The organism is Paenibacillus oleatilyticus (assembly GCF_018998565.1).
GTDB classification, from domain to species: Bacteria; Bacillota; Bacilli; order Paenibacillales; family NBRC-103111; genus Paenibacillus_G; species Paenibacillus_G oleatilyticus.
The window spans coordinates 1-21,408 of record NZ_JAHNZO010000040.1 but is presented as its reverse complement, the minus strand read 5'-3'; the positions used below and the strand labels follow the sequence as shown (position 1 = coordinate 21,408).

The following is a 21,408-nucleotide window of genomic DNA, read 5'->3' as shown; positions in this document are numbered from 1 at the left end:
GCCTCCTGGTTCGGGATTGAAAAGGAAAACCCCTTGAAGAGGATCGCCTCTGCAAGGGGTGCTGTAGCTCGAATTACTTCACTTCTACGGAAGCGCCTGCTTCTTCCAATTTTGCTTTAACGGATTCAGCTTCTTCTTTGGATACTTTCTCTTTAAGCGGCTTCGGTGCGTTGTCTACGAGATCTTTTGCTTCTTTCAGGCCGAGACCCGTGATTTCGCGAACAACTTTGATAACGTTGATTTTGGACGCGCCAGCGTTGGTCAGAATTACGTCGAATTCTGTTTGCTCTGCAGCTTCTGCCACAGCGCCGCCTGCTACAACAGCTACCGGAGCTGCTGCGGTTACGCCGAACTCTTCTTCGATTGCTTTAACCAGATCGTTCAGTTCCAAAACAGTCATGCCTTTGATGGCTTCCAAGATTTGCTCTTTGCTCATGGTTAAACCTCCATTATCTTCAATTAAGAATGTTTTGTAATCATTTCAAACGGCACAATTACGCTTGCGCGCCGCCTTCTTGCTTCTCGGACACAGCTTTAACCGCAAGGGCGAAGTTGCGAACCGGAGCTTGAAGCACGCTGAGCAACATGGACAGAAGACCTTCTCTGGAAGGCAGTTCCGCCAGCGCTTTGATTTGGTTGAAATCAACCACTTTACCTTCAACGACACCCGCTTTTACGCTGAGCTGGTCGTTTTTCTTGGCGAACTCGGTCAAAATTTTGGCCGGAGTTACAATGTCGTCTTTGCTGAATGCAATCGCGGTAGGACCGGTCAAGTACTCATCCAGATCAGACAATTCCGCAGTAGCTGTCGCGCGACGAATCAGCGTGTTTTTCAACACTTGGAATTCTACGCCCGCTTCACGCAGTTGTTTGCGAAGCTCGGTTACTTGCTTCACGTTCAAACCGCGGTAGTCAGCTACGATGGAGCAAGAGTTCTCTTTCAGCTTATCAGATACTTCCGTAACTTGCTGAGCTTTTTGCTCGATAATTTTTACGTTTGCCATTTTGCACCTCCTACAAGTTTTCGTAAGAAAACTATTTCGTAAGCATCAGCTCTCGTGAGAAAACTGCTTCTTAAGCGTCCGAAAACTTACTTCGTAAACACGTTCTCGAGGTCGTTCCCTTTCCTCGCCGCCACTCTCCGCCGACATTCCCGCTAAAAGCGAAAATGCCTTCGCAGACACGGCGAAGGCATGACGATTCACATATTCCGTACAGAATATCGAATTTATATCACAACACCTCGGCAGGAAATTAAGCTCGAATGAGCACCTGCTGTCTACGGTAAGCATATTCGTTTGTCAACCTAAAACAGGTTAGCATGGATGACTTCAAAAGTCAACTACCAAGCTTTACCTTATCTCAGGGCTGTTGCATTGACACGAGCGCTTGGCCCCATCGTCGAGGATACCGCGATGTTTTTCAGGTATACCCCTTTGGCTGCAGCCGGTTTTGCTCTGTTGAGCGCATCGATCAAAGCTTTGAAGTTCTCAGCAAGCTTCTCGGCGTCGAAAGATACCTTACCGATCGGCGCATGGATTTGTCCGGCTTTGTCCAGACGGTATTCGATTTTACCTGCCTTAATCTCCTGAACGGCTTTCGCTACGTCGAACGTAACAGTGCCCGCTTTCGGGTTCGGCATCAAACCTTTACCACCCAAGATACGGCCAAGTTTACCCACTTCGCTCATCATGTCCGGCGTAGCTACGCAGACATCGAAGTCGAACCAGCCTTGCTGAATTTTGTTGATCATGTCTTGATCGCCTACGAAATCGGCGCCTGCCGCTTCCGCTTCTTTGGCTTTGTCGCCTTTGGCAAATACAAGAACGCGTTTCGTTTTACCTGTGCCGTGAGGCAGTACAACCACACCGCGAACGGCTTGGTCTTGTTTTCTCGGGTCTACGCCCAGACGCACAGCTACTTCAACGGTTTCGTCGAATTTAGCGCGTGCCGTTTTCTTAACGAGTTCGATGGCTTCGAGCGGCTCATAGAACGTCTCAGCATCGATTTGCTTAGCAACTTCAAGGTATTTCTTACCGTGTTTAGCCACTTTTATGTCCTCCTATGTGGTATTAGCGGAATATCCTCCCACTGAATGCAGTGAGCGATTAGTCTTCGATGACTACGCCCATGCTGCGAGCCGTACCTTCGACCATGCGCATAGCAGCCTCAACGGAAGCAGCGTTCAGGTCAGGCATTTTTTGCTCGGCGATTTCACGCACTTTCGCGCGTTTTACAGTTGCAACCTTCTTCTTGTTCGGTTCGCCAGATCCTTTTTCGATCCCTGCAGCTACGCGCAACAATACGGCAGCCGGCGGCGTTTTCGTGATGAACGTGAAAGAACGGTCTTCGAATACGGAGATCTCAACCGGAATGATCAGACCTGCTTGATCGGCAGTACGAGCGTTGAACTCTTTGCAGAATGCCATGATGTTAACGCCTGCTTGACCGAGAGCCGGACCGATTGGCGGAGCCGGATTCGCTTTCCCTGCAGGAACCTGCAGTTTCACAACTTTAATAACCTTTTTTGCCATTGTGTGACACCTCCTCGCCCGTAGTATGGCAGTGTTTCACGCTACAACTTTTCCACCTGGTGGTAGTCGAGCTCCAGCGGCGTTTCTCTGCCGAACATGTTGACATGGACCTTCAGCTTGCTTTTGTCGAGCAGAATTTCTTCCACGGAACCGACAAAGTTGGCGAACGGTCCGACTTTCACGCGCACGGTCTCTTTGAGTTCGAAGTCGATTTTTGGCTTCGGCTCATCGATACCCATATGCTTGAGAATAGAATCGACTTCCTCCGGAAGCAAAGCCGTCGGCTTCGACCCCGAACCGGTTGAACCCACGAACCCGGTAACGCCGGGCGTGTTGCGCACCACATACCAAGAGTCGTCCGTTTGGATCATCTCCACGAGAACGTACCCCGGATATACTTTGCGCATAACCGTTTTTTTCTTGCCATCCTTATTCACAAGCTCCTCCTCCATGGGAACGAGCACACGAAAGATCTTGTCCTTCATATCCATGGATTCGACGCGTTTCTCCAAATTGGCCTTTACCTTGTTTTCATACCCGGAGTAAGTATGAACGACGTACCATCTTTTTTCCATTTCCATAGCGCCACCCGTCAGCTTTATTTAAACACGAGTCGAAGCAGCTCAGAAATTCCTAAGTCCAGAACGTAGAAGTACACCGTCACGAAGGCAACCGTAAACAACACGACTAGCGTATAGCTAATCAGCTCTTTACGGGTAGGCCATTTCACTTTTTTCAGCTCAGACCAGCTGTCGCCGAAAAAGGAAAATGTGTTGCCGAATCCCTGCTTCATTTTAGCCAAAAAGGACACAACTACACCTCCAAAAACTAGCGAGTCTCGCGATGAGCAGTTTGTTCATTGCAAAACTTGCAATATTTCTTGAGCTCCATGCGGTCAGGATGGTTGCGCTTATTTTTGGTGGATGTATAGTTTCTTTGCTTGCAGTTTGTGCACGCTAACGTGATGATCACCCGCATGATGTACACCTCCTACGGACCAGCCTCGAAATTTACAACCTTACACGACCAGCAAAAAAACGCCTTTTCGTCTAAGGCTACCCGATATACTTTAGCATACGGCCTATCTTCTGTCAAGGAAAAAGGATTAACATAGCGCCTGTCCCGTCTCATCCATTATTGACCAGGCGGCTCGTTCCTAAACGAAAACTTGATCATTTTTTTACAAAAGGACATCTTGCCATGCACGAACATTCGTTCTATAATAATCTCTAAACCTACAAAACAAAAAAAGCACCTTGCTTCGCAGCAATAAAGGCGCTTATCTACGTTTTATGCGTCACGCACTTCCAGATACCTCTCCAGCTTGCGCTTCACGCGCTGCAATGCATTGTCAATCGACTTGACATGCCTGTCCAAATCGACGGCGATTTCCTGATAGGAACGTCCGTCCAAATACAGCATCAGCACCCTGCGTTCCAGGTCGCTCAATATCTCTCCCATCTTATCTTCCAGCCCGCTGAACTCCTCCTGATTAATGATCAATTCCTCGGGATCGGATACGCGGGAGCCACAAATGACATCGAGCAGCGTCCTGTCGGAATCTTCATCATAGATGGGCTTGTCCAACGAAACGTAGGAATTTAGGGGGATATGCTTCTGGCGAGTGGCGGTTTTGATGGCCGTAATGATTTGGCGGGTAATGCAAAGCTCGGCAAACGCTTTGAAGGAGGCTAGCTTGTCGCCGCGGAAGTCGCGGATCGATTTATACAGGCCGATCATTCCCTCTTGTACGATATCCTCTCTATCAGCGCCGATTAGAAAATAAGAGCGCGCTTTGGCGCGAACGAAGTTCTTGTACTTGTTGATCAAGTACTCCAGGGCGTCGCTATCCCCTTCACGGACAGCTTCGACCACATCTTCGTCTGCCTTGAGGTCGTATTCGTACATTCTCAACTCTTTGAGGTCGACACTCACTACAATCCCTCCGGCCCAACGCTTGAAAGATAGGACTAGTATACATTATGTAATCTAGCGCCGTCAACCGGATTCCCGCTACAAAAAGCTAGATTGTTGCCGGATTTACAGGGATCGCCTTCCACAGCCCCTAATTGCCCCTCCGCCATTTCTCCAGCTGATCCCGTATATCTCCGCTAATTCTGCTGTCAAACGAATTGCGCTTCGGCGATGCTTCGGTGTCGATCGTCCGGCGAATTTCCTGGCGGACCTGCCTCACCTTCACCAGAAGCTCGCTTGCCGGAATCCGGAAAGCCCCTTTGCCGAAAATTACATGCTGCTCCGTCATATCGGAGGTTGCGACATATACCTGCTTGCGCCGTCCGATATGGACGGTGACGAGCCTTTCGATCAGCTCGTCTGCCGTTTCCTTTTCCTTGGTGTAATAAACCGGGAGCTTGCTTTGCAAGTATTTTCCGCCAAGCCCCGGAACGTAGTAAGCGTCAAACACCACGATAACCTTCATCCCGGAGAACGACTGGTATTCGGCCATCGTTTCGATCAGCCGGTCGCGCGCTTCCTCCAGCCGGATCTCCTTCAGCCTTTGCAATTCCGGCCATGATCCGATGATGTTGTAACCGTCTACGATGAGGATCTCCTGAATCATGCCGCATCGCCCCGCAGCATGACGTTATTCCGAAGCCATTCGCTGCCGGACGACTTCATACATGAACACCGAAGCCGCAACCGAGGCGTTAAGCGAGTTGATTTGACCGAACATCGGCAGCTTCAACAAAAAGTCGCATTTTTCGCGAATGAGCCGTCCGATGCCTTTGTTCTCATTGCCGATCACGATAGCCAGAGGCAGATTCAGATTCGTCTTATAGACCGGCTGCTGCGCCCCGACATCGGCTCCGGCGATCCAAACGCCCTGCTCCTTAAGCTGTTCGATCGTCTGGGCGAGGTTGGTGACGCGGGCCACGGGCACGTATTCGACCGCTCCTGCGGAGGTTTTGGATACCGTTGCGGTCAGCCCTACGGAACGCCGCTTCGGAATGATGACCCCGTGGACGCCGGTGCAGTCCGCCGTCCGCAGGATGGACCCCAAGTTGTGCGGGTCCTCGATTTCGTCGAGAATGAGCAGGAATGGCATTTCGTTGCGTTCCGCGGCCAGAGCCAGCAGATCCTCCACTTCGGCATACGCATACGCCGCTACCTGGGCAACGACGCCTTGATGCTGCACGCCGCCGGCCATTTGATCCAGCTTGCGCTTGTCCGCAAATTGCACGATGACGCCGTTCTGCTTCGCTTCCGCGAGGATAGGTTGAGTAAGTTGTTTTTGAGCCTGCTCGGCGATCCAAATTTTGTTGATGGTCCGCCCGGAACGCAGCGCTTCGAGTACGGAATGCTTGCCTCCGATAAATTCTTCCACGTCAGGCGTCCCCCTTTCCTGTTGTCGTTGATGTTTCGTCCCGCTCCAAGGAGAGCATCAGCAACTGCTGAAGCCTCTCCCACCGCTGCGTATAATACAAGTAGCCGATCAGGCACTCAAACGCCGTGCTGTGGCGGTATTCGAGCACATCGGCATTTTTGGCCGTTGTGCCCGATTTGGCGTTTCTTCCCCGCTTGACGATATCCGTCTCCTCTTCGGTCAGAATCGGCAGCCAGCGCTGCAGCGCCTTCGCCTGCGCCTTGGCCGAGACATACCGGGTCGACAGCCGGTGAAGATGGTTCGGCTTGTGATTCGTCTGCGAGACGACATATTGCCGGATAAAAACTTCGTAGACGGCATCGCCCATATAGGCCAGCACGAGGGGGTTCAGCAGCCTCGGCTCGCGCGAAGGCGGAAAAGAAAACAAATTCGCTTGCAAATAAGGCAGCGTCTGTTCATCTCGTTCCATCGCTCTAGCTCCGCCGCCAACGAATGCCTTGGGCCGTATCCTCAAGCACGATGCCGCGCTCGGTCAACAGATTGCGGATTTCGTCGGCACGCGCCCAATTTTTCGCTTTGCGGGCTTCCGTCCGCTCGACGATCAATTGTTCGATTTCTTCATCCAGCAGGTCCTCGGCTTCAGGAGCTAGTATGCCCAGCACTTGATCCATCGCTTCAAACTGCTTCAACAGCAGCTCCAAGGTGGGAGCCGTCACCTGCTCGCGGTTGATGTACGGATTCGCCGCGTTGACGAGCTCGAATACTGCTGTAATCGCATCCGGCGTATTGAAATCGTCGTTCATTTTGCTTTCGAACTGCTGCTGCGCGGTTAGCACCGCCGCCGCCATTTCGGCATCGACTTCCCCCGCTTCCGCCGTTTTGAGACGGTGCTTCAGCGCAGAAAGACAGTTCTCAATCCGCGCCAAGCTTCCTCTCGCCTGCTCCACGGCTTCGTCGCTGAAGTTGAGCGGATTGCGGTAATGGCCGGACAGCATGAAGTACCGGATGACTTGACCCGGAATCGTCTTCAGCAGCTCGTGTACGTTGATTCCGTTGCCGAGCGATTTCGACATTTTCTCGTCGTTGACGTTCACGAACCCGTTATGCATCCAGTAGCTGGCCATTTTCTGCCCCGTCAAGCCTTCGGACTGCGCAATTTCACATTCGTGGTGCGGGAAGGTCAGGTCCAGCCCGCCTCCGTGAATATCGATCGAATCGCCCAAATATTTGCGGATCATCGCCGAGCATTCGATGTGCCAGCCCGGGCGCCCTTCGCCCCACGGACTCGACCAGCTGATTTCGCCCGGCTTCGCCGCTTTCCAGAGCACAAAATCCTGGGGGCTTTCCTTCCGCTCATCGACATCTACACGAATGCCATATTGCAGCTCTTCCAAGTTCTGGTGCGACAGCTTGCCATACTCCGGAAATTTAGCGGTCCTGAAGAAGACGTCCCCGCCGGCCTCGTAGGCGTAATCTTTCTCCACCAGTCTGGAGATGAAATCGATGATCTCGGCCATATTCTGGGTGACGCGCGGATGAAGCGTCGCTTCCCGCACCCCGAGCCCTTTGGTGTCTTCGTAATATTTTTGCACGAACAAGTCGGCAACCTCCGGTACGGTGACTCCCATTTCGGCCGCTTTTTTAATCAGCTTGTCGTCCACATCCGTAAAGTTCGCGGCATACGTCACTTCGTAGCCGATCGATTCCAAATAACGTCGCACGACGTCGAAAAAAATGACCGGACGCGCGTTTCCGATGTGAATGTAGCTGTACACAGTGGGACCGCAGACGTACATTTTCACCTTACCCGCTTCCAGCGGTTTGAAATCTTCTTTCGTGCGAGTCAACGTATTATAAATCTTAAGACTCATGTTTCACGGCTCCTCCAATTCTGGTCTTTTCTTGATGACCTTCAGCCTTCAGCTCGTCGATTTGCTGCTGCATTTGGCGAATCATATCGAGAACAGGGTCCGAAAGCTTGTCATGCTCCAAACGTCCGACGCGCACGCCGTCCCGCTTGACGATTTTGCCCGGGATTCCGACGACGGTGCTGTTGGCCGGAACTTCGCTTAATACGACAGAGTTCGACCCGATCCGCGAGTTGTCCCCTACCGTGAAGGACCCGAGCACCTTCGCCCCGGCCGAGATGACCACGTTATTGCCGATGGTCGGATGCCGCTTCCCCCGCTCCTTGCCGGTGCCCCCAAGCGTTACGCCGTGATAGAGTAGCACGTCGTCGCCGATCTCGCACGTTTCTCCAATGACGACGCCCATGCCGTGGTCGATAAAAAAACGCCTCCCGATCACAGCGCCGGGATGGATTTCGATCCCTGTCATAAAACGGCTGGCTTGCGAAATGATGCGCGCGATGGTGAACCAGCTTTTTTTATAAAACCAGTGCGCCACGCGATGCGCCCAGAGGGCGTGCAAACCGGAATAGGTGAACACGACCTCAAACCAGCTTCTCGCCGCCGGATCGTTCTCAAAGATCGTCTCGATGTCTTCTTTCATTCTGGCAAACACGTATCATCCCCCGTTCCTATGCGACGCCTTCGTCTACGCATCACGCAAAAAAAACGCCTTCCACAGCCTTTTCGGCTGCAGAGGCGTCTTCTTTCGCGGTTCCACTCTGCTTGGATAAACGTACAAGGGCAACGCACGGCCCAACGTCTATCCGTCTCTATCGTTCGTATCGTGAACGTCACGGTAAAGACTACCCTGCCGCTGCACCGGAGCGCTCGCTTCAGATCGTCTTTACGGCTCCCGGGTGCACTTCCGCAAAAGGGGAATTGGACGACTCGCAGCCGGTTCGTTTCGAACCGATCGTCCTCTCTGGGAATCCCGACTTTTCCGTACTTTCCCGTTCGTCGCCGTAGATGTATGTTTTCGAAGAAATGATCTTATTTTTTTCTAAGTATATAAGAAAACCGTAGGCATTACAATAACTTCTTAATGCGTGCGGACACCGTTTCTTTTCCCAGCAAATGCAGCGTTATGTTCAGATCGGGCCCGTGCATTTGTCCCGTCAGCGCCACACGGATGGTCATGAACAGCTGCTTTCCTTTATAGCCGGTCTCCGTCTGCACCGCCTTGATCATCGCTTTCAGCGCATCCACGGTAAACTCGGTTGCGGCCTCAACCTGCTTCAAGAAACTGCCAAGAACGATCGGCGCATGCTCTTCGGCAAGCATCGCTTTGGCCTCATCGTCATAGCTGACGTCCTCACGGAAGAACAGCTCGGACAACGGCACGATTTCGGCGGCGTAACGCAACTGCTCCTGATAAAGCCCGACGAGCGAGTGAACCCACTGCTCCTGCTCGGGGGTGAGCATCTCCGGCAGCTTGCCGGCTTTCTGCAAATGGGGCAGCGCCAGCTTCGTAATCCGCGCGATATCGGCTTTTTTAATATAGAGGTTGTTCATCCAGTTGAGCTTGTCCATGTCGAATACGGCCGGACTCTTGGACACCCGGTCCAGATCGAACTGCTCGATCAGCTCTTCTCTGGTGAAAATTTCTTCCTCGCCTTTGGGCGACCAGCCGAGCAGGGCGATAAAGTTCATGACTGCTTCCGGCAAGTATCCGAGCTCTTTGTACTGCTCGATGAATTGGATGATGGACTCGTCCCGCTTGCTCATCTTCTTGCGGTCCGGGTTCAAGATGAGCGCCAGATGGGCGAATTCGGGCACAGGCAGCCCGAGTGCCTCGTACATCATAATTTGCCGCGGCGTATTGGTCAAATGCTCTTCGCCACGGATGACCAATGAAATTTTCATAAGATGGTCATCCAAAATAACGGCAAAATTATACGTCGGAATCCCGTCCGGACGCACGATGATGAAGTCGCCGATCCCGTTGCTCTCAAATTCGACATGCTCGCGGATGCGGTCCTCGAAGGCAATCACCCGGTTTTCCGGTACGCGAAAACGAATCGACGGCTTGCGGCCCTCGGCCACAAACGCTTCGACTTGCTCCGGCGTCAAATGACGGCATCTGCCGGAGTACATCGGCATCTGTCCTGCCGCTTCCTGCTCTGCGCGCTCCTTCTCCAGATCCGCTTCCGAGCAATAGCAGCGGTACGCACCACCGCTTTCCAGCAGCTGATCGACAAACGGCTGATACAAATGAAGCCGCTCCGTTTGCCGGTACGGTCCGTACGGTCCGCCGATGTCCACGCTCTCGTCCCAATCCACGCCGAGCCACTTGAGACCGTTAAGCTGGCTGTCGACGCCCGATTCCACATGTCTCGTCTGATCCGTATCCTCGAATCGGACCACGAATTTCCCGCCTTGCTTGCGGGCAATCAAATAATCGAACAATGCCGTCCGTGCTCCGCCGATGTGCAAATGCCCCGTCGGACTCGGCGCGTATCTTACGCGAAACTCTGCCATAATGCCCTCTCCTCCCGTACTCCCGCGCCAACCGCTCGCCGGAAGCCATTCGATCCGTAAAAAGATTATTTGTTATGATAGCACATCTTTCACAAGACAAACAACCGCCTGTGCGGCAATTCCTTCGCCCCGCCCGGTGAAGCCGAGCTGCTCCGTCGTCGTCGCTTTCACATTAATCTGCGACGGCTCCGCTTCGAGCGCCGTTGCGATCCGCTCGACCATGGCGGGAATGTACGGCGCCATCTTCGGCTTCTGCGCAATGATCGTGCAGTCCGCATTGCCCAGACGGTACCCCGCTTTCTTGGCGCTCTCCCATACCTGCACAAGCAGCTTATAGCTGTCCGCATCCTTATACGCGGCATCCGTGTCGGGAAAATGCTTCCCGATATCCCCGAGCCCCAGTGCTCCAAGAATCGCGTCGGTCAGCGCGTGTAGCAGCACGTCCGCATCGGAATGCCCAAGCAGCCCTTTTTCATACGGAATGTCCACGCCGCCGATAATACACTTGCGTCCCTCCACCAGTTGATGCACGTCGAACCCTTGCCCCACTCGTATCATGACTCTCGCTCTCCCCTGACATGTCGAATGATCCACTCGGCCCAAGGCAAGTCCTCAGGCGTCGTGATTTTGATATTGTAATAGTCTGCTTCGACTACGGCGACCCGGACGCCGAGCCGTTCAACCAGCATGGCGTCGTCCGTCCCGACGAAGCCTTCCTCCCGTGCCCGCTCGTGCGCTTCGCGCAGCAAAGAAAAACGAAAAGCCTGCGGGGTCTGAATCGCCCACAAGCTGCGCCGGTCCGGGGTTGCTTGGATCAACCCTTCGCCGTCCACAATTTTAATCGTATCTTTTACGGGTACGGCCAGGACAGCCGCTTCAGTCTCAATCGCTTTATCCAGGCATGCCGCGATATGCTCCCGGGCGGCAAACGGCCGGACGCCGTCGTGCACCATCACCCAACGGACGGCGCCGTCCAAGGCCAATAGCCCTTGGTAAACGGAGTCTTGACGTTCCTTCCCCCCGGGAATCACCCGCTTCACCTTTCTGAGCCCGTAAGTCTTAATATAGCCCCGGCACCGCTCTACATCGTCTGCCCCCGTAACCAACACGACGTCGCTTACGGCTTCCAGCCGATCGAACAGCTCCAGCGTATGTACCAGAATCGGTTTACCGTCCAGCAGCAAGTATTGCTTGCTTTCTTGTGTTCGCATACGCGAGCCTCTGCCCGCCGCCACGACCACGACCCCCAGTTTATCCGTCACCTTATCCACCTGCCACTATGGTTCGGCTCCGAATGAAGCAAACCCGTTTGCCTTATTCTAAGCGCATCTATCTTATCATACCGTGTTAGAGCGCTTTTTCCAATAGCTTCGGCTTGGCAAATATCATTCGACCGGCTGACGTTTGCAGAACGCTTGTCACCAGCACATCGAGCGTCATGCCGATAAAGTCCCGGCCGCCTTCCACGACAATCATCGTGCCGTCATCCAAATAGGCGACGCCCTGTCCATGCTCCTTGCCGTCCTTGATGACTTGCACCAGAATTTCCTCTCCGGGCAGTACGACCGGCTTCACCGCATTCGCCAGATCGTTGATATTCAGAACCGATACGCCCTGCAGCTCGCATACTTTGTTGAGATTGAAGTCGTTCGTAATCACTTTCCCCTGCAAAGCTTTAGCCAGACGCACCAGCTTGCTGTCCACCTCGGAAATTTCTTCGAAATCCCCTTCGTAGATCAGTACTTTGACATCAAGCTCCTTCTGGATTTTGTTCAAAATGTCCAGTCCCCGACGGCCGCGGTTGCGCTTGAGCAAATCCGACGAATCGGCAATATGCTGCAGCTCCTCCAGCACAAATTCGGGAATGACGAGAGTTCCCTCGATAAATCCGGTTTTGCAAATATCCGCAATACGCCCGTCGATAATCACGCTCGTATCGAGAATTTTGTGCTCCTCGAACCCTTTGGGCTCCCCGGACGCTCCTTTCCCGCGATCCGAACGTCGTGCATCCAGCACGGTGAACAGCTCCTCCTGCTTCACTGCGCCTAGCCGATAGCCCGCATACGAGAATGCCGCGATCAGCAGCATATGCAGCAAGGGGCTGAACACGCCTGCCTGACTGAACGGATGGAGGAGCACCGACGAAAAGAGCAAGCCGACGACCATCCCGATCGAGCCGGCAAGCAGATCGGTCACCGGTACGTTGACAATGCGCTCCTCTCCCCGCTGCACCACTTTGAGCAGATAGGTTAGTGCCCAGGAACTGATCGAATAGAAGAGCAGCGCACCGGCCCCCAGCATCCAAAGGGCTTGTCCTTGAATTTCTTCCCTTCCCAAAACCGATGCTATGAATTCAAAACATGGTTTCCCTATCGTATCACTCCACCGTACTCCTAGCGCACCGCCGATAACTGCAAACAGAAGCTGGAACCATTTTTTCATCATAGACTTTCACCTCCAAAAAAAATAACAAATTCTACCTTCCGTTACAATTATGATCCAAATTACTCAAGCCTAATCGTATCAGTTGAAGAAAATGAAAAAAAGCATTCATTTTCCTTGCGGAAAACAAATGCTTTTCATTTTCATAGCCTTGTGCGACTTATGCGGTTTTAGAGGCTCGTTGTTTTGGACTCCGGTTCTTCTATGGACGAACGTTTTCTTCGTTTCCAGAAGAACAGCCGATCAACGTTTTTTTTTAAGCCGTACAGCGCATAAAGAAGCAGCGGTACGAAGATGAGCTTGGACAACAGCCCCGGATACATGACAGCCAGCACAACGGCAGCCACGACGACAACAGGCGTAATCCAGATAGCGGCTTTCGGGATGCCGACCTTTTTGAAGTTCGGGTATTTGACGGTGCTGACCATCAGGTAGGACAGCAGAAGCGTCGACAAGACGAGTACGACGGTGTTCAATTCTTTATGGAACAGCGCGAGCGTACACAATACGCCGCCGGCGGCCGGAATCGGCAAGCCGATAAAATACCCCGGTGTCCCGGCAACGACATTGAAGCGAGCCAGACGAAGCGCGCCGCAGATCGGGAAGATCGCTGTCACGATCCACGCTGCCGCTGCATTCATCTCAGTGAACGCCACCACATACATGATGAACGCCGGCGCTACACCGAACGAGATGACATCGGACAGCGAGTCCAGCTCTTTGCCGAATTCACTCTGCGCATTGAGCGCACGGGCAACGCGTCCGTCCAATCCGTCCAGAAGCATCGCGACGATGACCATGATCGCAGCAAGCTCGGGTTTGCTATTAAACACGGAAATAATTGCAATAATACCTAAGAACAAGTTCCCAATCGTAAACAAGTTCGGAAGGGATTTTGTTATCATGTTTTAGTCCACCTCTGGTTTTACTGTACCCTAATATTCCTAATAATATTTGGCTACCCTCTGATTGTATGCAAGTTAAATATGTCTGTCAATGAGCACCTGATCTTGAATTCTCTTCAAACCTTCTTTAATCGTGCGTGCGCGCACTTCCCCGATGCCGTCCACTTCGTCCAATTCTTCAATCGTCGCCATCATCAGATGCGGGAGCTGACAAAACCGTTCCACCAGATTATGTATAATGACGGAGGGAAGACGCGGTATTTTGTTCAGTACCCGATAGCCTCTTGGCGAGATCGTCTCCTCCGCACTGCCAGGCGTATGCGGATAGCCGAGTACCCGTGCAATGTGCGAATGATCGAGCATCTCGTCGGTCGAATGCTTCTTGAGAGTCGCTTGGACTTCTTTTACCTTCTCTTCTGATAGTTCTTTGACGTAATCTTTAATCAGCAAGTATGCCTCATTCTCGGTGTTACCAACCAATTCCTCCAACTGCATGCTGATCAACCGGCCTTCGTTCCCGAGCTCGTTAATGTAGCGCTTGATCTCTGCTTTAATACGTAAAACCATCTCAATACGTTGCATCACACCGGTCACATCGTGCAAAGTGACCAGCTCCTCAAATTCGGAAGCGCCCAGATTGGTCAAATCTTGGTCCAATACGGACTTGTATTTCTCCAACGTTTGAATCGCCTGATTCGCTTTCGTCAAAATGACGCCGATATCTTTCAGCGAATACCGTAAACTGCCTTGATACAAGGTTATGACGTTGCGCCGCTGCGAAATGGACACCACAAGCTTGGAGGTCTGCTTCGCGACGCGCTCCGCCGTCCGGTGCCGGATGCCCGTTTCGGTGGACGTAATCGAAGAGTCCGGAATCAGCTGCGTATTCGCATACAGAATACGCTTCAAATCCTCGCTGAGGATGATCGCGCCGTCCATTTTGGCCAGCTCATATAAGTAGTTTGGGGAAAAATCGCAGTTGATCGAAAAGCCGCCGTCTACAATCTCCATCACTTCCGGGCTGTAGCCGACGACAATTAAGCCGCCCGTTTTGGCGCGCAGCACGTTCTCCAGCCCTTCCCGGAACGGCGTGCCTGGCGCAACGAGCTGCAGCAGCTGGCTCATGACGTCGCGTTTTGCTTCTTCCTTGCTCAATGGTGTCCCTCCTGACGAATTTTTTGAAGCAAGTGGAGGTTGATTCCGCAGCAGGGAGAACTGCCTCCGGCCGCTCTTGAACTCGGAAAGTTTGAATTATAATTTAAGGTAGCTTTCCGAGTTCAAAGGCGGCACGTAAACTCTCCGGCAGTTCCCCTGCGCTCCATCAAAACCCTTGTTTCAAAAAATATACTATACTAAAGCAGCCGATAGCGCTTCGGCTACGGTATTGACGCCGATAATTTGAATGCCTGCCGGGGGCGTCCAGCCTTTCAGGCTTTTTTGCGGGAGAATGACGCGGCGGAAGCCGAGCTTTTCCGCCTCACGTACCCGCTGGTCGACACGCGAGACGCCCCGCACCTCGCCCGTCAGTCCGACCTCGCCGAAGATGACGTCGAACGGCTGCGTCGGCTGTTCGCGGAAGCTGGAAGCGATGCTGACCGCTACCGCCAGGTCGACGGCTGGCTCATCCAGCTTCACGCCGCCCGCGACATTAAGGTAAGCGTCCTGATTTTGCAAAAACATGCCCATCCGTTTCTCCAGCACCGCGATAATGAGGGATAGTCGGTTATGGTCGAAACCGGTCGCCATTCGTCGGGGGGACGGGAAGTTGGTGGACGAAACGAGCGCTTGAAGCTCTACGAGCACCGGGCGCGTCCCCTCCATGCTGGCGACGACGGTCGAGCCGGCAACGCCTAGCGGGCGCTCGGACAAAAACAACTCCGACGGGTTGTTGACCTCAACCAAGCCGCTTTCCCGCATTTCGAAAATCCCGATTTCGTTGGTCGAACCGAACCGGTTTTTTACGGCGCGAAGCACCCGGTACGAATGATGCCGCTCCCCTTCGAAATACAGCACGCAATCGACCATATGTTCGAGTAATCGCGGTCCGGCAATGGCGCCCTCTTTAGTAACATGACCAACGAGGACGGTTGCGATTCCTTTCATTTTTGCAATCCGCATAAAATGCCCCGTGCATTCCCGAACTTGAGAGACCGAACCGGGAGCGGAAGCCACGGCGCCGTGGTATACCGTTTGGATCGAGTCAATGACGATGAAATCCGGTTCGATCTCGTCAATCGCCGCTTCGATATGCTCCACATTCGTTTCACACAGCACGAACAACAGCGGGGAAACGGCTTGCAGCCGGTCTGCCCTCAGCTTCGTCTGGCGGACGGATTCCTCTCCGGAAATATACAGCACTTTCAAGTCCAGTTGTGTCAGCAAATGCGACGTTTGCAGAAGCAGCGTCGATTTCCCGATCCCCGGGTCGCCGCCGACCAGAATCAGGGAGCCGGGCACAATACCGCCGCCAAGCACGCGGTTCAACTCCCGATTGTCCGTCACGATCCGCTCTTCTTGACTGCTTTCTATGTTTATGATAGAAACCGCTTTTTCTTTCTTGTTCAAAAAATTTGTGTGCAGCCCTTTGCTCTTGACAACGGTCTCCACTTCTTCCACAAATGTATTCCAAGCTTCGCAGCCCGGACATTTGCCGAGCCATTTCGGCGATTCGTAGCCGCATGACTGGCAGAAGAACTTTGTTTTTGTTTTCGCCATCATTTAACCCTGCTTTCTTATCCCAACTCAAAGTTTACCATTTTGACCCTGTCTTGAAAACCCTTGCCGCCGCTGAAAAGAAAAAAAGCTTTAATGGTAAATAATAAAAGCATCCCTCCGGCCCAGCTTGCAGCCGTGGGATGCTATGGAAGGAGCCTGCGCTCCTGAATTTTAGACTTAAGCCTCCGTACCGACGCCTTGGTTGCGATGAACGATCAATTCGCCGTCCTTCTCGTCGATCGTAAGCGTGTCGCCTTTGGTGATGTTGCCGCGCAGCAATTCCTCCGACAACCGGTCTTCGATGTGCTTCTGAATCGCTCTGCGCAGCGGTCTCGCGCCGAAGGTCGGATCGTAGCCTTCTTTGGCGAGGAACGCTTTGGCCGAATCGGTCAGGAAGAATTCAACTTCCTGCTCTTTCAACCGTTTGCGAAGGTCGTCGGCCATCAAAGTAACGATCTCGGCGATATGCTGTTCTTCCAAGGAGTGGAACACGATAATCTCGTCGATCCGGTTCAAGAACTCCGGACGGAAGCTTTTCTTCAGCTCGCCCATTACTTTATCTTTCATATTGTTATAGTCTTTGCCTGCATCATGCGCGGCGGTGAAGCCGAGCGTCGAGTTTCTCTTGATCGTATCGGCCCCGACGTTCGATGTCATGATGATCAACGTATTGCGGAAGTCGACCGTACGGCCTTTGGAGTCCGTCAGGCGGCCGTCTTCAAGCACCTGCAGCAAAATATTGAATACTTCAGGGTGCGCTTTTTCGATTTCGTCCAGCAGGACAACAGAGTACGGCTTGCGGCGTACTTTTTCGGTCAATTGGCCGCCTTCTTCGTATCCGACGTATCCCGGAGGCGCTCCGACCAAACGAGACGTAGAATGTTTCTCCATGTACTCGGACATGTCGATCCGAATGACGGCATTCTCGTCACCGAAGAGAGACTCGGCGAGCGCACGGGCCAGCTCGGTTTTCCCGACACCGGTCGGACCAAGGAAGATGAACGAGCCCATCGGGCGTTTCGGATCTTTCAGACCTGCTCTAGCGCGGCGAATTGCGCGGCTGACCGCTTTGACGGCTTCGTCCTGGCCGATCACCCGGTCATGCAGGATGGATTCCATCTTCAGCAGGCGCTGAGTTTCTTCCTCAGCCAGCTTCACGACAGGAATACCGGTCCAGCTTGCTACGACTTGGGCAATATCGTCCGGCGTCACTTCGGAGTCGGTGCGTCCTTGCTTCTCTTTCCATTCGTTCTTCGTCGAGTCGAGCTCTTCGCGCAGCTTCTGCTCGGTATCGCGCAGCGATGCCGCTTTCTCGAATTCCTGGCTTTGCACGGCAGCGTCTTTTTCCTTGCGGATGTCATCGAGACGGCTTTCCAGCTTTTTCAGATCCGGCGGTACCGTATACGAACGGAGCCTTACTTTGGAGCTGGCTTCGTCGATCAAGTCGATCGCTTTATCCGGAAGGAACCGGTCCGTAATATAACGGTCGGACAGCTTCACGGCTTGCTCAATGGCTTCATCCGTAATTTTCACGCGGTGATGCGCTTCGTAACGGTCACGCAGCCCGTGCAAAATTTGAATCGCTTCTTCCGGTGACGGTTGATCGACCGTGATCGGTTGGAAGCGTCTTTCCAGCGCCGCGTCCTTTTCGATATATTTGCGGTACTCGTCAAGCGTTGTAGCCCCGATGCACTGGAGCTCTCCGCGAGCCAGAGCCGGCTTCAAAATATTCGAAGCGTCGATCGCGCCTTCCGCCCCGCCGGCACCGATCAGCGTATGAAGCTCGTCAATGAACAAGACGATATTTCCGGCTTGTCGGATTTCATCCATAATTTTTTTCAGGCGGTCTTCGAATTCGCCGCGGTATTTCGTACCGGCAACGACCGAGCCCATATCCAAGGTCATGACGCGTTTATCGCGCAGCGTTTCCGGAATTTCGTTGGCGACGATTTTTTGCGCTAGCCCTTCGGCAATCGCCGTTTTACCTACGCCGGGTTCCCCAATGAGAACCGGATTGTTTTTCGTACGGCGGCTGAGCACTTGAATGACGCGCTCGATCTCTTTGCTGCGGCCAATGACCGGGTCCAGGTTGCCTTCCTTGGCATAAGCCGTCAGGTCGCGAGCCAGACCGTCCAACGTCGGTGTATTCACATTCGTCGGGTTACCATGGTTAGGCGAGACCACCTCGCTGCTGCCAAGCAGTTGAAGCACTTGCTGACGGGCCTTGTTCAGGCTCACGCCCAAATTGTTCAATACGCGTGCAGCAACGCCTTCGCCTTCACGAATCAAGCCGAGCAGAATGTGCTCCGTTCCGACATACGTATGTCCCAGCTTGCGGGCTTCGTCCATCGACAGCTCGATTACTTTTTTCGCCCGCGGCGTGTATGCGATATTCGATGGCTGCTCTTGTCCCCGTCCGATCAGCGATTCGACTTCGTCTTGAATTTTCTCCAGGCCGAGTCCGAGCGCAATGAGCGCCTTCGCGGCAATGCCTTCGCCTTCACGAATCAGACCGAGCAGAATGTGCTCTGTTCCGATATTGTTGTGTCCCAAACGAACTGCTTCCTCCTGCGCCAAGGACAATACCTTTTGCGCGCGTTCCGTAAATCTGCCAAACATCATGTGTAACACCTCCAAAGATTGGTATAGCCTATGCTTGTTATGCGGTTTCGTATGTTGACGGCTAGCCCGTTTCCGCAATTTTTTCCCGGATGAGCTGTGCTCGCCTAATGTCTCTTTCTTCAGGTGTCAGCTTTTCTCCTGCCGACTGCTGCAAAAATCCGGGCTGGGTCATCACCAAAAGCTCGTTGAGCACATGCGGGTAGACATTTTTGATAAACCCGAGATCAATCCCGAGCCGTACGTCCGACAGCCGCTGCGCTGCTTCTTTGGAATCCATAATCGCCGCATACGACAAGACGCCGTAAGAACGGCTGACCCGGTCCAAAATTTTGGCTCTCGTCTCGTAGATCAGCTTCTGTCTGGCCGCACGCTCATGCTCGATAATTTGCCGTACGACGCTGTGCAGGTTATCGATAATTTCCTCTTCGGATTGTCCCAGCGTAATCTGGTTCGAAATCTGAAACAGGTTGCCAAGCGCTTCGCTGCCTTCGCCATACAAGCCCCGCACGGCCAGCCCAACTTGGGTAATAGCCGATAATATGCGGTTGATCTGCTGCGTCAGAACTAGCGCGGGAAGATGGATCATCACCGAAGCGCGAATCCCCGTACCTACGTTCGTAGGACAGCTCGTCAAATATCCGTGCTTCTCGTCAAAAGCATAATTCAAATGCGTTTCAAATATATCGTCGATCTGGTTGGCCAGATCCCAAGCTTCTTTAATCTGAAAACCAGGACACAAGCACTGAATCCGAAGATGGTCTTCTTCATTGACCATGATGCTAACGGACTCGTTGTCACTGAGAATGACGGCTCCGTTGCGCGATTCGTTAGCCAGTGCCGGACTAATCAGATGCTTTTCGACCAGCACTCGTCTCTCCAGTTCATTCAATTCGGAAAGCGGCAGCATCGAAAACCGGCTGATCGTACCCAGCTCTTCGTTATGAACGACTTGGGATACCTGTTCCAGCACTTCCTTCGACTGCTGGTTCGTTGCCAACATAGGGAAAGGGTACGCCTGCATATTTCGCGCGATGCGTATACGGCTGCTGATGACGATATCCGAATCCGGCCCTTCACCCTTCATCCAATCGCTAAGCGCATTCTCTGTAAAACGGCTTGCTTCCGTCATAAGCACTCCTCCTTACCTCACCCATCTAGCCTTCGGCAACCTTTTTCTCAAGCTCGCGGATTTGATCCCGCAGACGGGCTGCTTCTTCGAATTCCTCGTTATCGATACGGATCAGCAATTCCTTTTTTAACTGATCAATTTCACGCTTATGTTTAATTAACCCGCCGGATCGCTTGGGAACCTTGCCGGTATGAATAATATTGCCATGAACGCGTTTGAACAGCGGGTCCAGCTTCTCCCCAAAATGCTTATAGCACTCGCTGCAGCCGAAACGTCCGATTTTGCTGAACTGTGTATACGTTAGTCCGCAATGCTCGCAACGGCTGGGCTGTACTTTGTTGGCTAGCGTACTGTGCGCCGACGGTTCGAAATCAAGCAATCCGCTGAGCAGATTATGAATGGAGAACCCATTGGCCGTCCCCGGGATGAGCTCCCCTTTTTCTCTGGCGCACGATTCGCAAATGTGAAACTCCGTCTTCTCGCCATTCAAAATTTTCGTAAAATGAAGCGTCGCTTGCTTCTTGCCACATTCCTGACAAATCATCTGGGTCCTCCTTTAATCTTGCCCTGGGACGGCAGGATACGAACATTTCATTTGCTTAGCAAAGAAATCAACATCGCCTTCAATATTCTTGCCCTGATCTCATCCCTTAGAGGCAGCTTCAAGATCAGAACCTCCCGGGTAATGGCTGCTTTCATCAATGCCGCTTCCCGCGAAGTGATGAAGCCCCCTTCTTCCAGCTGATACAGCAGTCCTTCGGATGCAAGCTGATCCATGTGCGTACCGATGGTTTGGAAAATATGGTCCATCACCGCGCCATGCGATTGCAGCTCGATTCTTTGAATTCGAATGTAACCGCCGCCGCCCCGCTTGCTTTCGACAATGTACCCTTTCTCCAATGTAAAACGGGTACTAATGACGTAATTGATCTGCGAGGGAACGCAGTTGAATTGATCGGCCAGTTCATTACGTTGGATCTCGATCACACCGTCGGGGCTCTGCTGCAAAGTTTGCTTCAGATATTGCTCAATAATTTCTGAAACATTGCGCATCTATTCGACCTCCCGCGACAGAAGTAAAACCATATTTAAAGTGAAGAAAGCCAAGATGACTGATTAATCTAACTGCAAAATCATTGACTTTGACTTTCTTTGACTTTAAATACATTATAGCAGATTTACGTAAGATTGCAACTCCCCCACCTATTTCTTAGTTTGGGGTCGTCCGGGCACTTTTATTCTTGTGGTATAAGAAAAAGAGCCTCTCCGGATAAAATCCGAAGAAGCTCTTGTGCTTGGCGACGTCCTACTCTCCCAGGACCCTGCG

Annotated in this window: 24 protein-coding genes and 1 other annotated feature; all 24 genes read right to left on the bottom strand. The window is 52.6% G+C overall.

From position 1 onward, the window contains the following. Nucleotides 1-73 precede the first annotated feature (73 nt). Nucleotides 74-436 carry a 50S ribosomal protein L7/L12 gene (gene rplL / locus KQX66_RS32670; protein ID WP_216797735.1) on the bottom strand — a complete coding sequence of 121 codons (363 nt, stop codon included), beginning with the start codon at nt 434-436 and terminating at the stop codon, nt 74-76. Nucleotides 437-494: 58 nt separating this feature from the next. Next, complete coding sequence (gene rplJ / locus KQX66_RS32665; protein ID WP_216797734.1) at nt 495-1,004, bottom strand: 50S ribosomal protein L10; 510 nt, start codon at nt 1,002-1,004, stop codon at nt 495-497. Between the two features lie 151 nt (nt 1,005-1,155). Further along, nucleotides 1,156-1,303: a sequence feature (ribosomal protein L10 leader region), on the bottom strand. A gap of 54 nt (nt 1,304-1,357) precedes the next feature. Then, nucleotides 1,358-2,050, bottom strand: coding sequence for a 50S ribosomal protein L1 (gene rplA / locus KQX66_RS32660; protein ID WP_010498897.1), 693 nt, complete (start codon nt 2,048-2,050; stop codon nt 1,358-1,360). Nucleotides 2,051-2,108: 58 nt separating this feature from the next. After that, nucleotides 2,109-2,534: a 50S ribosomal protein L11 gene (gene rplK / locus KQX66_RS32655; protein ID WP_010498899.1), complete on the bottom strand. Its 426-nt coding sequence runs from the start codon at nt 2,532-2,534 to the stop codon at nt 2,109-2,111. 41 nt (nt 2,535-2,575) lie between these two features. Next, nucleotides 2,576-3,109, bottom strand: a complete 534-nt coding sequence (gene nusG, locus KQX66_RS32650; protein WP_108534897.1) for a transcription termination/antitermination protein NusG — start codon at nt 3,107-3,109, stop codon at nt 2,576-2,578. A 23-nt stretch (nt 3,110-3,132) separates the two neighbouring features. Further along, entirely contained in the window at nt 3,133-3,345 is a 213-nt protein-coding gene (gene secE / locus KQX66_RS32645) for a preprotein translocase subunit SecE (RefSeq protein ID WP_010498901.1), read from the bottom strand. Between the two features lie 17 nt (nt 3,346-3,362). After that, nucleotides 3,363-3,512 carry a 50S ribosomal protein L33 gene (rpmG, locus tag KQX66_RS32640; protein ID WP_025851018.1) on the bottom strand — a complete coding sequence of 50 codons (150 nt, stop codon included), beginning with the start codon at nt 3,510-3,512 and terminating at the stop codon, nt 3,363-3,365. A gap of 312 nt (nt 3,513-3,824) precedes the next feature. Then, nucleotides 3,825-4,469, bottom strand: coding sequence for an RNA polymerase sporulation sigma factor SigH (gene sigH / locus KQX66_RS32635; RefSeq protein WP_025851016.1), 645 nt, complete (start codon nt 4,467-4,469; stop codon nt 3,825-3,827). Between the two features lie 130 nt (nt 4,470-4,599). Then, entirely contained in the window at nt 4,600-5,115 is a 516-nt protein-coding gene (locus KQX66_RS32630; protein ID WP_088834973.1) for an NYN domain-containing protein, read from the bottom strand. Nucleotides 5,116-5,139: 24 nt separating this feature from the next. Next, nucleotides 5,140-5,880 (bottom strand): 23S rRNA (guanosine(2251)-2'-O)-methyltransferase RlmB, encoded by a 741-nt coding sequence (gene rlmB, locus KQX66_RS32625; RefSeq protein WP_216797733.1) that lies wholly within the window; start codon nt 5,878-5,880, stop codon nt 5,140-5,142. A 1-nt stretch (nt 5,881) separates the two neighbouring features. Next, complete coding sequence (locus KQX66_RS32620) at nt 5,882-6,349, bottom strand: Mini-ribonuclease 3 (RefSeq protein ID WP_284439873.1); 468 nt, start codon at nt 6,347-6,349, stop codon at nt 5,882-5,884. Between the two features lie 4 nt (nt 6,350-6,353). Beyond that, nucleotides 6,354-7,751 carry a cysteine--tRNA ligase gene (gene cysS / locus KQX66_RS32615; protein WP_216797732.1) on the bottom strand — a complete coding sequence of 466 codons (1,398 nt, stop codon included), beginning with the start codon at nt 7,749-7,751 and terminating at the stop codon, nt 6,354-6,356. Beyond that, nucleotides 7,741-8,391: a serine O-acetyltransferase gene (cysE, locus tag KQX66_RS32610; protein WP_054976014.1), complete on the bottom strand. Its 651-nt coding sequence runs from the start codon at nt 8,389-8,391 to the stop codon at nt 7,741-7,743. The genes cysS and cysE overlap by 11 nt, the downstream gene beginning before the upstream one ends. 425 nt (nt 8,392-8,816) lie before the next feature. Continuing rightward, nucleotides 8,817-10,268: a glutamate--tRNA ligase gene (gltX, locus tag KQX66_RS32605; protein ID WP_253957588.1), complete on the bottom strand. Its 1,452-nt coding sequence runs from the start codon at nt 10,266-10,268 to the stop codon at nt 8,817-8,819. A 72-nt stretch (nt 10,269-10,340) separates the two neighbouring features. Continuing rightward, on the bottom strand, nt 10,341-10,826 hold the full coding sequence (ispF, locus tag KQX66_RS32600) for a 2-C-methyl-D-erythritol 2,4-cyclodiphosphate synthase (RefSeq protein WP_216797731.1): 486 nt from the start codon (nt 10,824-10,826) through the stop codon (nt 10,341-10,343). After that, entirely contained in the window at nt 10,823-11,530 is a 708-nt protein-coding gene (gene ispD / locus KQX66_RS32595) for a 2-C-methyl-D-erythritol 4-phosphate cytidylyltransferase (protein WP_216797730.1), read from the bottom strand. Before ispD ends, ispF begins: the two co-directional genes overlap by 4 nt. 85 nt (nt 11,531-11,615) lie before the next feature. Beyond that, nucleotides 11,616-12,713, bottom strand: coding sequence for a PIN/TRAM domain-containing protein (locus KQX66_RS32590; protein ID WP_216797729.1), 1,098 nt, complete (start codon nt 12,711-12,713; stop codon nt 11,616-11,618). A gap of 167 nt (nt 12,714-12,880) precedes the next feature. Further along, the gene (pssA, locus tag KQX66_RS32585) at nt 12,881-13,615 is read right to left on the bottom strand and encodes a CDP-diacylglycerol--serine O-phosphatidyltransferase (RefSeq protein ID WP_216797728.1); all 735 of its coding nucleotides are present in this window, start codon (nt 13,613-13,615) and stop codon (nt 12,881-12,883) included. A gap of 75 nt (nt 13,616-13,690) precedes the next feature. After that, nucleotides 13,691-14,770 (bottom strand): DNA integrity scanning diadenylate cyclase DisA, encoded by a 1,080-nt coding sequence (gene disA / locus KQX66_RS32580; RefSeq protein ID WP_284439872.1) that lies wholly within the window; start codon nt 14,768-14,770, stop codon nt 13,691-13,693. 192 nt (nt 14,771-14,962) lie between these two features. After that, a complete protein-coding gene (radA, locus tag KQX66_RS32575) occupies nt 14,963-16,330 on the bottom strand; it encodes a DNA repair protein RadA (RefSeq protein WP_054975979.1) in 1,368 nt (455 codons plus the stop codon). Nucleotides 16,331-16,507: 177 nt separating this feature from the next. Further along, nucleotides 16,508-18,952: an ATP-dependent protease ATP-binding subunit ClpC gene (clpC, locus tag KQX66_RS32570; RefSeq protein ID WP_216797727.1), complete on the bottom strand. Its 2,445-nt coding sequence runs from the start codon at nt 18,950-18,952 to the stop codon at nt 16,508-16,510. A gap of 61 nt (nt 18,953-19,013) precedes the next feature. Beyond that, nucleotides 19,014-20,081, bottom strand: coding sequence for a protein-arginine kinase McsB (gene mcsB / locus KQX66_RS32565; protein ID WP_216797726.1), 1,068 nt, complete (start codon nt 20,079-20,081; stop codon nt 19,014-19,016). Nucleotides 20,082-20,106: 25 nt separating this feature from the next. Beyond that, entirely contained in the window at nt 20,107-20,625 is a 519-nt protein-coding gene (gene mcsA, locus KQX66_RS32560; protein WP_216797725.1) for a protein-arginine kinase activator protein McsA, read from the bottom strand. A 47-nt stretch (nt 20,626-20,672) separates the two neighbouring features. Further along, nucleotides 20,673-21,134, bottom strand: a complete 462-nt coding sequence (locus KQX66_RS32555) for a CtsR family transcriptional regulator (RefSeq protein WP_054975975.1) — start codon at nt 21,132-21,134, stop codon at nt 20,673-20,675. Nucleotides 21,135-21,408: the final 274 nt, after the last annotated feature.

Excerpts from the sequence above, each read along its gene's own strand:
- rplL (WP_216797735.1), bottom strand. The coding sequence starts at position 436 with ATGAGCAAAGAGCAAATCTTGGAAGCCATCAAAGGCATGACTGTTTTG.
- rplJ (WP_216797734.1), bottom strand. The coding sequence starts at position 1,004 with ATGGCAAACGTAAAAATTATCGAGCAAAAAGCTCAGCAAGTTACGGAA.
- rplK (WP_010498899.1), bottom strand. The coding sequence starts at position 2,534 with ATGGCAAAAAAGGTTATTAAAGTTGTGAAACTGCAGGTTCCTGCAGGG.
- nusG (WP_108534897.1), bottom strand. The coding sequence starts at position 3,109 with ATGGAAAAAAGATGGTACGTCGTTCATACTTACTCCGGGTATGAAAAC.
- rpmG (WP_025851018.1), bottom strand. The coding sequence starts at position 3,512 with ATGCGGGTGATCATCACGTTAGCGTGCACAAACTGCAAGCAAAGAAAC.
- KQX66_RS32630 (WP_088834973.1), bottom strand. The coding sequence starts at position 5,115 with ATGATTCAGGAGATCCTCATCGTAGACGGTTACAACATCATCGGATCA.
- KQX66_RS32620 (WP_284439873.1), bottom strand. The coding sequence starts at position 6,349 with ATGGAACGAGATGAACAGACGCTGCCTTATTTGCAAGCGAATTTGTTT.
- cysS (WP_216797732.1), bottom strand. The coding sequence starts at position 7,751 with ATGAGTCTTAAGATTTATAATACGTTGACTCGCACGAAAGAAGATTTC.
- cysE (WP_054976014.1), bottom strand. The coding sequence starts at position 8,391 with ATGAAAGAAGACATCGAGACGATCTTTGAGAACGATCCGGCGGCGAGA.
- gltX (WP_253957588.1), bottom strand. The coding sequence starts at position 10,268 with ATGGCAGAGTTTCGCGTAAGATACGCGCCGAGTCCGACGGGGCATTTG.
- ispF (WP_216797731.1), bottom strand. The coding sequence starts at position 10,826 with ATGATACGAGTGGGGCAAGGGTTCGACGTGCATCAACTGGTGGAGGGA.
- KQX66_RS32590 (WP_216797729.1), bottom strand. The coding sequence starts at position 12,713 with ATGATGAAAAAATGGTTCCAGCTTCTGTTTGCAGTTATCGGCGGTGCG.
- pssA (WP_216797728.1), bottom strand. The coding sequence starts at position 13,615 with ATGATAACAAAATCCCTTCCGAACTTGTTTACGATTGGGAACTTGTTC.
- radA (WP_054975979.1), bottom strand. The coding sequence starts at position 16,330 with ATGGCGAAAACAAAAACAAAGTTCTTCTGCCAGTCATGCGGCTACGAA.
- clpC (WP_216797727.1), bottom strand. The coding sequence starts at position 18,952 with ATGATGTTTGGCAGATTTACGGAACGCGCGCAAAAGGTATTGTCCTTG.
- mcsB (WP_216797726.1), bottom strand. The coding sequence starts at position 20,081 with ATGACGGAAGCAAGCCGTTTTACAGAGAATGCGCTTAGCGATTGGATG.
- mcsA (WP_216797725.1), bottom strand. The coding sequence starts at position 20,625 with ATGATTTGTCAGGAATGTGGCAAGAAGCAAGCGACGCTTCATTTTACG.
- KQX66_RS32555 (WP_054975975.1), bottom strand. The coding sequence starts at position 21,134 with ATGCGCAATGTTTCAGAAATTATTGAGCAATATCTGAAGCAAACTTTG.